The 12,856-nt window shown below is 70.4% G+C and carries 8 protein-coding genes and 1 pseudogene; 1 reads left to right on the top strand and 8 read right to left on the bottom strand.

The window, feature by feature from the left end; translation table 11 throughout:
- Nucleotides 1-261: 261 nt before the first annotated feature.
- The 8 genes and pseudogenes from ACTWQF_RS21125 to ACTWQF_RS21090 form a co-directional block, all read right to left on the bottom strand.
- Nucleotides 262-1,626 (bottom strand): ThuA domain-containing protein, encoded by a 1,365-nt coding sequence (locus ACTWQF_RS21125; RefSeq protein WP_443281158.1) that lies wholly within the window; start codon nt 1,624-1,626, stop codon nt 262-264.
- A gap of 11 nt (nt 1,627-1,637) precedes the next feature.
- On the bottom strand, nt 1,638-4,055 hold the full coding sequence (locus ACTWQF_RS21120) for a PQQ-dependent sugar dehydrogenase (RefSeq protein ID WP_443281157.1): 2,418 nt from the start codon (nt 4,053-4,055) through the stop codon (nt 1,638-1,640).
- 321 nt (nt 4,056-4,376) lie between these two features.
- A complete protein-coding gene (locus ACTWQF_RS21115; protein ID WP_443281156.1) occupies nt 4,377-5,375 on the bottom strand; it encodes a sugar phosphate isomerase/epimerase family protein in 999 nt (332 codons plus the stop codon).
- Nucleotides 5,376-5,501: 126 nt separating this feature from the next.
- Nucleotides 5,502-6,691 (bottom strand): annotated as a pseudogene (locus tag ACTWQF_RS21110) (Gfo/Idh/MocA family protein).
- An 81-nt stretch (nt 6,692-6,772) separates the two neighbouring features.
- The gene (locus ACTWQF_RS21105) at nt 6,773-7,834 is read right to left on the bottom strand and encodes a substrate-binding domain-containing protein (protein WP_443281155.1); all 1,062 of its coding nucleotides are present in this window, start codon (nt 7,832-7,834) and stop codon (nt 6,773-6,775) included.
- Nucleotides 7,831-8,835 (bottom strand): ABC transporter permease, encoded by a 1,005-nt coding sequence (locus ACTWQF_RS21100; RefSeq protein ID WP_443281154.1) that lies wholly within the window; start codon nt 8,833-8,835, stop codon nt 7,831-7,833. The genes ACTWQF_RS21105 and ACTWQF_RS21100 overlap by 4 nt, the downstream gene beginning before the upstream one ends.
- Nucleotides 8,836-8,929: 94 nt before the next feature.
- Nucleotides 8,930-10,432: a sugar ABC transporter ATP-binding protein gene (locus ACTWQF_RS21095; RefSeq protein ID WP_443281153.1), complete on the bottom strand. Its 1,503-nt coding sequence runs from the start codon at nt 10,430-10,432 to the stop codon at nt 8,930-8,932.
- Nucleotides 10,433-10,610: 178 nt separating this feature from the next.
- The gene (locus tag ACTWQF_RS21090) at nt 10,611-11,792 is read right to left on the bottom strand and encodes an ROK family protein (protein WP_443281152.1); all 1,182 of its coding nucleotides are present in this window, start codon (nt 11,790-11,792) and stop codon (nt 10,611-10,613) included.
- Nucleotides 11,793-11,990: 198 nt separating this feature from the next.
- On the opposite strand from ACTWQF_RS21090, the gene fdhD reads away from it, so the two are divergent.
- Nucleotides 11,991-12,842: a formate dehydrogenase accessory sulfurtransferase FdhD gene (gene fdhD / locus ACTWQF_RS21085; protein WP_443281151.1), complete on the top strand. Its 852-nt coding sequence runs from the start codon at nt 11,991-11,993 to the stop codon at nt 12,840-12,842.
- Nucleotides 12,843-12,856: the final 14 nt, after the last annotated feature.

Here is a 12,856-nt window from a genome sequence, read left to right as displayed (position 1 = left end):
TGCGACCCCTACGGCGCCTCTTGTGCGTTGGTGGTTGCGGCCGGTGGGCGGGTGCGGGCCCGGTTGTGCCCACCCCTCCCCCAGCCTCCGGCCGGGAGGTGCCCCCAGCCCAGCGGGACGATTGCCCACAACCGGGATGGGGCAGTCATGGGTGGGGGGGTGGGTGTGAGGGACGTGTACCCCCACCCACCCGCGGGCGGGGGACGGGGGCGGCTGGGGACCACAACCCGCCGTCGCCGCCGTACGGGTGGGTGGGTGGGATCAGCGGAGCTCCCTCACACGCACGTTGCGGAAAGCGACTTCGTCCCCCTCCCCATGATTCTGGAGCCCCACATACCCGTCCTTGAGGCTCCGCGCCGGATCGGCGTTCGTGAAGTTGTTGACGAGGGCGCCGTTCAGGAACACCCGGAGCCGTTCGCCCTCGACGCGTATCTCATAGGTGTTCCACTCCCCCGGCTGATTCAGCGCCGCGTCCCGCGCATCGAGGTCCGCCGACTGGAATCCGTACACGGCGCCCGTCGTCTTCTCCTCGACGTCGGAGGCGTCGATCTGGATCTCGTACCCCTTCTCGACCGCCGACCAGGGGTCGTCGGAGGCGGGGAAGCCGACGAAGACACCGGAGTTGTCGTCCCCGCCCGCACTCGCCATCTTCCAGTCGAGCTTCAGCGAGTACGAGCCGAACTCGCGCGCCGCGTACCACAGCAGCCCCATGCCGCCGCGTGTGGTGAGCGTGCCGTCCGGGCTCTCCTCGAACGAACCGGGGCCCGCCTGTTTCCAGCCGTCCAGACCGTGGCCGTCGTACAGCGGCGTGTACCCGGTCTCCGGACGGCAGTCGGCCCGCACCGCACCCGTCGCGTACTGGATACCGCCCAGCAGGTGCTGCCGGAAGGCGGGGTCGGCGTAGGACTCCTTGGTGTGGCCCGCACCGGTGTAGAAGGCACGGCCCCCGGCGTACTCCTGGCACCAGGCCAGCGGATGGTCCCCGCCCATGGTGCCGCCGGTGTACGAGCCCTCGTCCAGCGCTGCCAGCACGTGGGCCTTCTTGCGCGGGTTGGAACGGTAGTTGTACCACTCGTCGGTACGGTTCCAGCTCTCGCCCAGGTGGGCGGTGGCCGGATGGCCGCGGTCCTCGATCTTCGTGGTGGCGGGCTGGATCGCCGGGTGCGACTCGAAGTAGGCCCCGGCCAGCCCGCCGTACCACTTCCAGTCGTACTCGGTGTCGGCGGCGGCGTGCACGCCCACGTAGCCGCCGCCGTCGCCGATGTACTTCTCGAACGCCCGCTGCTGGCCCTCGTTCAGCACATCACCGGTCGTCGACAGGAAGACGACCGCGTCGTACTGCGCCAGCTTCTTCGGTGTGAAGGCAGCGGCGTCCTCCGTCGCGTCGACGCCGAAGCCGTGCTCCGCGCCGAGCTGCCGGACGGCGGCGATCCCGTCGGGGATGGAGTCGTGCCGGAACCCGGCGGTCTTGGAGAAGACGAGCACCTTGCTCTGCTCCGCACGGGGCTCCGCAAGGGGCGCCGCCTGGGATTCCGCCGCCTGGCTCGGCACCGCGAACGCTCCGGCCAGCAGCGCGGCGGCAGCCGCGGTGAGGGAAGCGCGGCGGCTGTGTGCTGTGCTGGTCATGGCTCCTCCCCTCATCCGGTCGTGACGGTGAAACTGTCGAGGTCGAAGAGCGCTCCCTCGCCTCCCTTGAAGACGAGGTAGAGCTTGTCGGCGCCCTCGGGCACACCGGTGATGTCGGTGCTCACGTCCGTCCAGCCGTCCGTCGCGGAGACATTGGCGGTGCCCAGCAGCGTGCCGTCGGGTGCGCCCGCCCGGACCTCGATGGCGCCGGTCGCCTTGCCGGCCACCCGGGCGGTGAGCTTGGTGACGTCACCGGGCCGGTAGGGGTCGTAGGAGATCCATTGGCCGTTCTTGGCTCCGGTGACCGCCTTGCCGCCCTCGGCACCTGCCGCCTCGCCCTTGGTGACGCCGTCCGCGGCAGCCGAGAAGTGCTCGGCCTGGCGGTGCTTGGGCTGGAGGATGCTCTGCCCGTGGCTGGTCAGCGGGGGCTGGCCGTTCGCGCCGCCGTCGGTGTAGGAGGCGTCGAAGACACCGAAGATATTGGCGTTCGGGTCGTGTTCGCCGTCGGCCAGTGTCTTGATGGTGCCCTTGCAGCCCTTGGCGGAGGTCAGCGGGTGGCCGTGGCTGTCGTGGCCGAGGACGTAGGCGACCTCGACCCGGGAGCAGTCGATCTGCGGGTCCTCGGGGTCGGTTACCTGCACTTCGAAGGGGATCTCGTCGCCGAAGGAGAACGGCCGGCCGTCGGCCGGGAGCTTCAGTTCGACCTTGGGCGCCGTGTTGCCGACGGTGACGTGCACGCTCGAGGATCCGGTGCGGCCGGAGGCGTCCTCGGCGGTGACGGTCGCGGTGTAGGTGCCGTTCGCCTCGTAGGTGTGGGTCGGGTTCGCCTCGGTGGAGGTGGCGCCGTCCCCGAAGTCCCAGCTCAGCTTGAGCTCGTCGCCGTCCTCGTCGGTCGCCTTGGAGGTGAAGGCGATCTTCAGCGGTGCCTGTCCGTCGCTCACATCGCTGTTGGCCGAGACGACGGGGGTGTGGCCCTCGGTGGCGTTCTCGATGCGGTAGAGGGCGGAGTTCTCGTCGCCGTTGAAGTAGCCGGTGCCGTAGTCCAGGACGTACAGCGCTCCGTCGGGGCCGAAGTCCATGTCCATGACCTGGGTGCCGGACCACGGGAAGTCGTTGATCTTCACGTTGCCGCCGTTCTTGTCCTGCTCGATGCGCTTGAGCCAGCGGCGGCCGAACTCGCCGGCGAAGAAGTCACCGTCGTACTCCTTGGGGAACTTCGCCTGGGAGTCGGAGCCCGCGTCGTAGCGGTAGACGGGGCCGCCCATCGGGGACTCGGAGCCGTCGCCGAACTCCGGTACGGACTTGCCGTCGTAGGGAATCCAGGCGGCCTTGGCCGCGGGGAGCTTCGTCAGCCCGGTGTTGCGCGGCGAGGTGTTCTTCGGTGCGGCGCAGTCGAACTTCTCGCCGGAGGCGCCGCTGGCGAAGTCGTAGTCGACGTAAGCGTCGTTCTTGCCGACGCAGTACGGCCAGCCGTAGTTGCCAGGACCGGTGACCCGGGCGAACTCGACCTGCCCGGCCGGGCCGCGCTTCGGGTCGGCGGCGCCCGCGTCGGGGCCGTAGTCGCCGAGGTAGACGGTGTCGGTCTTCTTGTCGACGGTCATCCGGAACGGGTTGCGGAAGCCCATCGCGTAGATCTCGGGCCGGGTCTTTCCGGTGCCCGGCGCGAAGAGGTTGCCCTTGGGGATCTTGTACGACCCGTCGTTCCTGACCTTGATCCGGAGGATCTTGCCGCGCAGGTCGTTGGTGTTGCCCGCCGAACGCTGCGCGTCGAAGGCCGGGTTGCGTTCCGCGCGCTCGTCGATGGGGGTGAAGCCGTCCGACTGGAACGGGTTGGAGTCGTCACCGGTGGACAGCAGCAGATTGCCCTTGGAGTCGAACGCGATGTCACCGCCCACATGGCAGCAGGTGCCGCGGTTGGCGGGTACGTCGAGGACCTTCTTCTCGCTGGCCTTGTCCAGCGTGCCGTCCTTCTTGAGCACGAACCGGGAGAGCCGGTTGACGCCGTCGAACTTCTTGAAGTCCGCAGCTGTACCGGTGTCCGGCGCATCGCCCTCCGGGGTGTTCAGCGGTGGCGCGTAGTAGAGGTAGACGAAGCGGTTCTTGGTGAAGTGCGGGTCGACACCGACGCCTTGGAGCCCCTCCTCGTCGTGGCTGTAGACGTCGAGCTCGCCGGCGACCTTCGTGTTGCCCTTCGCGTCGGTCAGCCGGACGGTGCCCTCGCGTGCGGTGTGCAGCACCGAGCGGTCGGGGAGGACGGCCATCGTCATCGGCTCGCCCGTCTCCGCCACGCCTTTGGCCAGGGTCACTTGCTGGAACTCGGCTGCCTGTGCCTTTTCCCCGGACGCCGCCGGGGCCGGGGTGGTGGGTGCCGCCTGCGCGGCTACGGCAGTCGCGCCGCTGACCACGAGGGCGGTGGCGAGGGCTGCCATGCGGGTGCGGAGACTTCGTTGTCTGCGGGGTCTTGTGTGCACAGCGGTTCCTCCCTGGGAGGGAACGGGGGTGGATGCCGTCGTATCGGTGCCGTGCCGTGCCGTGCCGTGCTGTGCTGTGGCGTGGTGTGCCGTGCTGTGGCGTGCGTTGCGCTGCGCCTGCGCTTCGTGGAGGGGGCGCGCTCTTGTCCCGTACGCCTCAAGGACGGTAGCCGCGTTTGTCCAGGGCGGGAACCCCTTTGACATGCGGGGCCTTGATTTTGTCCTCACTCAGGACAAAGCAGAGGCAGGAGCGGGCCCCCAACCCCGGGGCGCCGAAGCTCAGTTGCCGAAGGCGGCGTCGAAGGAGGCGCTCGGCGGGTCGTAGTCGAAGGCCCGCAGCCGGGCCAGCGCCTCGGGGGCACCGGCCAGCCGGTCCATCCCCGCGTCCTCCCACTCGACGGAGACGGGGCCCTCGTAGCCGATGGCCCGCAGCATGCGGAAGACGTCTTCCCAGGCGACATCGCCGTGCCCGGCGGAGACGAAGTCCCAGCCGCGGCGCGGGTCGCCCCACGGGAGGTGGGAGCCCAGCCGGCCGTTGCGGCCGTCCAGCCGGCGGCGGGCCTCCTTGCAGTCGACGTGGTAGATGCGGTCCCGGTAGTCGTAGAGGAAGCCGACCGGATCGAGGTCCTGCCACACGAAGTGCGAGGGGTCGAAGTTGAGCCCGAAGGCGGGACGGTGCTCGACGGCCTCCAGGGCGCGCTGGGTGGTCCAGTAGTCGTACGCGATCTCGCTGGGGTGCACCTCGTGGGCGAACCGCACGCCCTCCGCGTCGAAGACATCGAGGATGGGGTTCCACCGCTCGGCGAAGTCCGTGTAGCCGCGCTCGACCATCTCGGGCGGCGTCGGCGGGAACATGGCCACCAGGTGCCAGATGGAGGAACCGGTGAAGCCGATGACGGTGCGTACGCCGAGCGCGGCGGCGGCCCGCGCGGTGTCCTTCATCTCCTCGGCTGCCCTTTGCCGTACGCCCTCCGGCTCGCCGTCGCCCCAGATCCGCGGGGCGACGATGGCCTTGTGGCGCTCGTCGATCGGGCTGTCGCAGACGGCCTGGCCGGTCAGGTGGTTGGAGATGGCCCAGCACTCCAGCCCGTACTTGTCCAGCAGTTGCCGCCTGCCGTCCACGTAGCCGGGTTCGTGCAGCGCCTTGTCGACCTCGAAGTGGTCTCCCCAGCAGGCCAGTTCCAAGCCGTCGTAGCCGAACTCGCGGGCCAGCCGACAGACCTCCTCCAGTGGCAGATCCGCCCACTGCCCGGTGAACAGAGTGAACTTACGTGCCATGGTGACCTCCTAGGTTCGGGATGCGCGCCCCGAAGGGGCGCGGGACTGTGTCTATCTGCGGCTCCGCCGCGTGGGCGCGCGCAACCACAACGCGACCCGCAGCCCGCCGGCGACGGACAGGGGCACTCACCGCAACGACCCAGCCGGCACCGGCGTATAGACGCAATCCCTCTCCGCACTCTCCTCGACGGCGGCCAGCACACACTGCACCTGCAACCCGTCATCAAAGGAAGGCTCCGGCTGGGTACCGTCCGCAATGGCGTGCACCAGGTCGCGGGCCTGGTGGGTGAAGGTGTGCTCGTAGCCCAGACCGTGGCCGGGCGGCCACCACCCCTCCAGGTATGGATGGTCGTGCTCGGTGACGAGGATGCGGCGGAACCCGGCCTCCTCAGCGGTCTGAGTGTGATCGTGGAACTGGAGCTCGTTGAGGCGCTCCAGGTCGAAGGCGAGCGAGCCGAGGGTGCCGTTCAGCTCCACCCGCAGCGCGTTCTTACGGCCCGCCGCAACACGCGTGACCTCGAAGGAGGCGAGAGCGCCCGAGTCGAGCCGCCCGGTGAAGACCGCCGCGTCGTCCACCGTGACCTGGCCCAGCTCCCCGTCAGGAGCGCCCTGCCGCAGCGGGCGCTCCCGTACGAACGTCTCGGTCTGCGCGGAGACGCCCGCCAGATGAGAGCCCGCCAGATGCTGGGCGAGGTCGACGGCGTGTGCGCCGAGGTCGCCGAGTGCGCCGGACCCCGCGGCCTCCTTGCGGAGCCGCCAGGCGAGCGGGAAGGCCGGGTCGACCAGCCAGTCCTGGAGGTAGCTGACCCTTACGTGCCGCAGCTCCCCCAGTCTGCCGTCCGCCACCATGCGGCGGGCGAGCGCCAGCGCTGGCGTACGACGGTAGTTGAAGCCGACCATGGCGACCTGACCACGGGCCCGCGCCGCACGGGCTGCGGCCGCATGGCCTCCGCCTCCTCGACGGTGTTGGCGAGCGGCTTCTCGCACAGCACGTGCTTGCCGGCCTCCAGCGCGGCGATGGCGATCTCGGCGTGGCTGTCGCCGGGGGTGCAGATGTCGACGAGCTGGACGTCCGGCCGGGCGATCAGCGCCCGCCAGTCGGTCTCGGCGGCGGCCCAGCCCAGCCGTCCGGCCGCGGAGCGTACGGCCGCGGGGTCGCGCCCGCACACGGCGGCCATCGCCGGGCTCAGCGGCAGGTCGAAGACCCGCCCCACGGTGCGCCAGCCCTGCGAGTGCGCCTGGCCCATGAAGGCGTAGCCGACCATGCCCACGCCGAGGGGCGGCGCAGCGGCGGGCGCGGTGCTGTCGTACGGCATTGAGTCCTCCCTCTCGGGGGCCTCCCCCGGCCTTCGGCCGGGAGGTACCCCCAGATCTGCGTCAACGGGGCGGGCTGTCCGTCAGGTGAAGCCGATCGGGAGGTATTCGTCGACGTTCTTCTTGGTCACGACGGCGGAGTAGAGGGTGACTTGGGCCGGAATCTCGTACTCGGCCATGCCTGCGATGCCCTTGCCCTGGCCGAGGGCGCGGGCCAGGTCGATGGCGGAGGCGGCCATGGTGGGCGGGTAGAGGACGGTGGCCTTGATGACGCTGTCGTCGTCCTTGATGGCCTGCATGACGCGCTTGGATCCGGCGCCGCCGACCATCAGGAAGTCGTCCCTGCCGGCCTGCTTGATGGCGCGTTCGGCGCCGACGCCCTGGTCGTCGTCGTGGTTCCACAGCGCGTCGAAGCTCTTCTGCGCCTGGAGGAGTTCGGACATCTTCTTCTGCCCGGACTCGACGGTGAACTCGGCGGCCTGCCGGGCGACTTTCTTGATGTTGGGGTAGTTCTTGAGCGCGTCGTCGAACCCCTTGGTGCGCTCGCGGGTGAGCTCCAGGTTGTCGATCCCGGCCAGCTCGACGACCTTGGCCTTCTTCTTGTCCTTGAGCTGTTCGCCGATGTAGTGCCCGGCGTTGAGGCCCATGCCGTAGTTGTCGCCGCCGATCCAGCAGCGGTACGCCTGCTGCGAGGAGAAGATCCGGTCGAGATTGACGACGGGTATTCCGGCACGCATCGCCTTGAGGCCGACCTGGGTGAGCGCCTTGCCGTCGGCCGGCAGCACGACCAGCACGTCGACCTTCTTGTTGATGAGCGTCTCGATCTGGCCGACCTGGGTGGCGTTGTCGTTGGAGCCCTCGGTGGCTTCCAGGGTGACGTCCTGGTACTTCTTGGCCCGGTTCTTGGCCTGGGTGGTGATGGCGTTGAGCCAGCCGTGGTCGGCCTGCGGGCCGGCGAAGCCGATGGTGACCTTCTTGCCTGGCTTGGAGTCGGCGACTTCGGCGCCTGCCGACTCCTTGCCCTCGTCGTTGTTCTCGTTGCTGGTGCAGCCCGTGGCCAGCAGGGCAGCGCCCGCTGCCGCGGTGCCGAAGAGCATGCTTCTGCGGCTGGTTGCCGCGCGGGGTGCGCGTGGGATGTCAGTCATGAGGAGGTACGACCCTTCTGGACCAGGACGGCCGCGACGATGATCGCGCCCTTGGCGATCTGCTGGATGTCCGTCTGGAGGTTGTTGAGGGCGAACAGATTGGTGATGGTGGTGAAGACCAGGACGCCGAGCACCGAGCCGAGGATGGTGCCGCGTCCGCCGCTGAGCAGCGTGCCGCCGATGATCGCCGCGGCGATGGCGTCGAGTTCGTAGAGGTTGCCGTTGGTGTTCTGACCGGAGCCGGTGAGGACGATCAGCATGAACGCGGCGATACCGCAGCACAGTCCGGAGAGCAGATAGAGCAGCAGCCGCTGCCGTTTGACGGCGATGCCTGCCAGCCGGGAGGCTTCCGGGTTGCCGCCGACGGCCACCGTACGGCGGCCGAAGGTGGTGCGGTTGAGCAGCAGCCAGCCGATGACGCAGACGACGGCGAAGACGAGCACGATCGGCGGAATGCCCAGCACGTAGGCGTCCTTGACGCCCAGGTCCAGTACGGCATCGACCTCGACGACCTGCGTCTTGCCGTCGCTGATCTGCAGCGCCAGACCGCGCGCCGAGGCGAGCATGGCGAGGGTGGCGATGAACGGCACCATCGGCCCGTAGGCGATCAGCAGACCGTTGACCAGCCCGCAGCCGACGCCGACCAGCACGCTGCACAGCAGCATGCCGCCGAGGCCGAAGTCCTGGGTGGCCACCGTCGTCGCCCACACCGAGGCGAGCGCGACGATCGCACCGACGGACAGGTCGATGCCGCCGCCGATGATCACGAACGTGACGCCGACGGTGACGACGCCGATGACCGATGCCTGCGTGAGGACGAGGCGGAGGTTCTCCGCCGCCAGGAATTCGTCGGGCTTGGTGATCGCCCCGACCACTGCCAGCGCGAGCAGTACGCCGATGAGGGAGAGGTGCCGCACGTCGAGGGGTACCCGGCGCTTCGCCGAGCCCTCTTTCGCCGGCGGCGGCACCGGCTTGCTGGCCACGCTTGCGGGTGAGTTCATGAGAGGTCACCTCTCGGGTGGGAGGGCCGGTGGTCGGGTGCGGACTCGCCGTCGCCGGCTGCGGGTGCGTTTGTGCCGACCCGGGGGCGGGCCCTCATGCGGGGCTCCCCTCCATGACGAGGTCGAGCACCCGGTGCTCGTCCAGCTCATGGGAGGGAGCCGTATGGACGACGCGGCCCTCCCGGAGGACCAGCACCCGGTCGGCGAGCCCGAGGACTTCGGGCAGCTCGCTGGAGACGAGCAGCACGCACACCCCGGAATCGGCGAGCCGCCGGATGACGGCGTACAACTCGGCACGCGCACCGACATCGACGCCGCGCGTGGGCTCGTCCAGCAGCAGCACCCGGCAGCCGCGCAGCAACCAGCGGGCGAGGACGGCCTTCTGCTGGTTGCCGCCGGAGAAGGTACGCACCGGCCGGTCGGGGTCGTCGGGGCTGAGCGCCAGCTCACGGGTGTGCCTGCGGGCCTCGGCCCGCTCCCGCGCCCGGTCGAGCCAGCCGCCGCGCGAGAAGCGGGGCAGGGAGGAGACGGAGACGTTGCGGGTGACCGACTCCAGCATCAGCAGCGCCTGCGACTTGCGCTCCTCGGGCGCCAGCCCGACACCGGCACGTACGGCGGCCACGATGCTGCCGGGCCGCAACGGTTTGCCGTCCACCAGCACGCGGCCCGCGGTGGGGCGGCGCGCTCCGTACAGCGTCTCCAGCAGTTCCGAGCGGCCGGAGCCCACCAGCCCGGCCAGCCCGACGATCTCGCCGGGCCGCAGTTCCAGGTCGAGCGGCTCGAACTCGCCCTCGCGGGCCAGCCCTTCCGCGACCAGCACCGGCTCGGCACGGGGCGCGTCGGCAACCGCCTTCTCGGGAAAGGCGTACTGCACGTCCCGGCCGGTCATCCGGGCGACGAGCTCGTCGGTGGGTGTGGTGCGCGCCGGCAGATCGCGCGCTGCGACACGGCCGTCCTTGAGGACCGAGACGCGGTCGCCGATGCGGCGGATCTCCTCCAGCCGGTGCGAGATGTAGACGACGGCGACGCCGTCCGCCGTCAGATCCCCGACGATCCGGAAGAGGTTGTCCACCTCGTCGGGGTCGAGCGCCGCCGACGGCTCGTCCATGATGATCAGCCGTACGTCGTGCGAGAGGGCTCGGGCCATGGACACGATCTGCGCCCCGGCGGCGGAGAGGGAGCCCACGAGCGCCGCCGGGTCGATCTCGGGGTGCCCGAGCCGGGCCAGCAACTGAGCGGTCCGGGCCCGGGCCTCGCGGGGACGGACGATGCCGCGGGTGGCGATCTCGTGGCCGAGGAAGACGTTCTCGGCCACGGACACGTGCTCCACCAGGTCGAGTTCCTGGTAGATGGTGGCGATGCCCAGCCGCATCGCGGAGACGGGGCTGGGCAGCCGCACCGGCCTGCCCTGCCAGGTGATGTCGCCGTCGTCGGGCTGGTGGGCGCCGGCGAGCACCTTGATGAGCGTGGACTTGCCCGCCCCGTTCTGGCCGAGCAGACAGTGCACCTCGCCTTCCTCCACATCGAGGTCGACACCGTCGAGCGCACGGACACCGGGGAACGACTTGGTTATTCCGGACATCGTCAACAGGGGCATGCAGGACCTCCGTCCCAGGGGCCGTACGGGGTTCGCTGTGCGGTAGCCGTGCAGGGCGCTGCGCTGTGCGTCGTACTGAGGGGGCGGGCGGTGCGGTGCTGAGGGCGGGGCGGTGTGGTGCTGAGGCGGGGCGGTGTGTTGCCGAGGGTGGGGCCGTGTGGCGCTGAGGGTGTGTGCGTTACGCGGGTGAGAACAGGTGGTCGCTGGTGAGCCGGGCGGCGCCGGTCACCCCCGCGACCTGGCCCAACTCACCCAGCACGATGGGGAGGTTGCCGGTCGCCAGCGGCAGCGACTGGCGGTAGACCTGGGTGCGGATGCTGGCCAGCAGGGTGTGGCCGAGCCCGGTGACACCGCCGCCGATGACCACCAGGCTGGGGTTGAAGAAGCTGACGAGGCCCGCGATGACCTGGCCCACCCGGGCGCCGCCGTCGCGGATGAGGTCGAGCGAGGTGCCGTCCCCGGCGGAGGCCGCGGTGGCGATGTCGGCGGCGCCGAGCCGGCCGTTCTCCTCCAGGAGCCGGGCCAGTTCGGGCGAGCGCCCCTCGCGGGCCGCCTCCTCGGCGTCCCGCGCCAGCGCTGCGCCGCCGAAGTACGCCTCCAGACAGCCCCGGTTGCCGCAGGCGCACTGGCGGCCGTCGGGCTCGACCTGGATGTGCCCGATGTCGCCCGCGCTGCCGGTGGTCCCGCGGTGCACCTCGCCGCCGACGACGATGCCGCAGCCGATGCCGGTGCCGATCTTGACGCAGAAGAAGTCCCGCACCGAGCGGGCGACTCCGGCCTGCATCTCGCCCGTGGCCATCAGGTTCACGTCGTTGTCGACCATCACCGGGCACCCCAGCTCCTGGCTGAGCGCCTCCCGGACCGGGAAGCCGTCCCAGCCGGGCATGATCGGCGGCGCCACCGGCACGCCCTCCGGGAAGCGGACGGGCCCGGGTACCCCGATTCCGGCACCGTCGAAGCCCTCGGCGACCCCGGTGTCCCGCAGCTTGGCCACCATCGCCAGCACCTGGTCGAAGACCGCGACCGGGCCCTCACGGACGTCCATCGGCTGGTTGAGGTGGCCCAGGATCTCCAGTTCGGGGTTGGTGACGGCGACGTCGATGGAGGTGGCGCCGATGTCCACTCCTAGGAAGCGGAGCCCGGGTGCGAGCCGGATGTTGTGGGAGCGGCGTCCGCCGCGCGAGGCGGCGAGGCCGTCCGCGACGACCAGCCCCGTCTCCAGCAGCCGGTCGACCTCGACGGCCAGCTTGGAGCGGGACAGGTCGACGCGGTCCCCGAGTTCGGCGCGCGACCGGGGGCCGCCGTCACGCAGCAGGCGGAGCAGCCGCGCCTGGTGCGCGTTCGCGGGCCGTGCAGTCATGCGCCTCACCGCTACCCCTCCAGCCGTATGTGTCGGCGTCACGTCCGGGAATGCACGGGGAACGTAGCAGTGGCGGCCGGGGTTGGGAAGAAGTTCTGCACGAACTGGTTCGACTTCTTCCCGAGAATGGACAAAGCTCGGGCTCACCGGGAGGAGACCGGTTCCCTTAGGGTCGGACCCACCAGGAGGTGAGGGCACATGGGCAGGGTCACCGCGCGACGCCCCGTCGTCCGCATCCGGGACGGCGCCGTCAGCACACGGCCGGACACCCTCGTCGCGGAGGAACCCCTGGAGATCCGGCTCGACGGGAAACCGCTCGCGGTCACCATGCGCACCCCGGGCGACGACTTCGCGCTCGCGGCGGGCTTCCTCGTCAGCGAGGGCGTGATCGCCTCGGCGGCCGACGACATCGCCGCCATCGTCTACTGCGACAGCGCCCGCGACGAGGACGGCGCCAGCACCTACAACACCGTCGACGTCCGCCTGGCCCCGCACGTACCGGCGCCGGACCTCGCCACTCTGGAGCGCAACGTCTACACCACGTCCTCGTGCGGACTGTGCGGCAAGGCCAGCCTGGAGGCGGTCCGCACCACGGCACGCTGGGAGCTCGACGGCGACCAGCCGCTCGGCATCAGCACGGAGCTGCTGGCCCGGCTGCCGGACCGGCTGCGCGCCGCCCAGCGGGTGTTCGACCGTACGGGCGGGCTGCACGCGGCGGCGCTGTTCTCACCCACGGGCGAGCTCCTCGACGTCACGGAGGACGTGGGCCGCCACAACGCCGTGGACAAGCTGGTGGGCCGGGCGGCGCAGAACGGCACGCTGCCGTTGCGGAACGCACTGCTGATGGTCTCGGGCCGCGCCTCGTTCGAACTGGCGCAGAAAGCGGTGATGGCGGGCATCCCGGTGCTGGCCGCCGTCTCCGCGCCGTCGTCGCTCGCCGTCGATCTGGCCGAGGAGTCGGGCCTGACCCTGGTCGGCTTCCTGCGCGGCGCTTCGATGAACATCTACGCGGGTGCGCACCGGCTGGCCCTTCCGGTGAGCACCGGCTGAGTCTTCGTACGGAT

It is taken from the genome of Streptomyces sp. 8N114 (genome assembly GCF_052245835.1).
Taxonomy (GTDB): domain Bacteria; phylum Actinomycetota; class Actinomycetes; order Streptomycetales; family Streptomycetaceae; genus Streptomyces.
The sequence above is the reverse complement of the archived record's forward strand: the minus strand, read 5'-3'. Positions and strand labels throughout refer to the sequence as shown.

What these genes read in the sequence shown, in the direction of transcription:
- ACTWQF_RS21125 (WP_443281158.1), bottom strand. Translation starts at nt 1,626, where the DNA reads ATGACCAGCACAGCACACAGCCGCCGCGCTTCCCTCACCGCGGCTGCC.
- ACTWQF_RS21120 (WP_443281157.1), bottom strand. Translation starts at nt 4,055, where the DNA reads ATGGCAGCCCTCGCCACCGCCCTCGTGGTCAGCGGCGCGACTGCCGTA.
- ACTWQF_RS21115 (WP_443281156.1), bottom strand. Translation starts at nt 5,375, where the DNA reads ATGGCACGTAAGTTCACTCTGTTCACCGGGCAGTGGGCGGATCTGCCA.
- ACTWQF_RS21105 (WP_443281155.1), bottom strand. Translation starts at nt 7,834, where the DNA reads ATGACTGACATCCCACGCGCACCCCGCGCGGCAACCAGCCGCAGAAGC.
- ACTWQF_RS21100 (WP_443281154.1), bottom strand. Translation starts at nt 8,835, where the DNA reads ATGAACTCACCCGCAAGCGTGGCCAGCAAGCCGGTGCCGCCGCCGGCG.
- ACTWQF_RS21095 (WP_443281153.1), bottom strand. Translation starts at nt 10,432, where the DNA reads ATGCCCCTGTTGACGATGTCCGGAATAACCAAGTCGTTCCCCGGTGTC.
- ACTWQF_RS21090 (WP_443281152.1), bottom strand. Translation starts at nt 11,792, where the DNA reads ATGACTGCACGGCCCGCGAACGCGCACCAGGCGCGGCTGCTCCGCCTG.
- fdhD (WP_443281151.1), top strand. Translation starts at nt 11,991, where the DNA reads ATGGGCAGGGTCACCGCGCGACGCCCCGTCGTCCGCATCCGGGACGGC.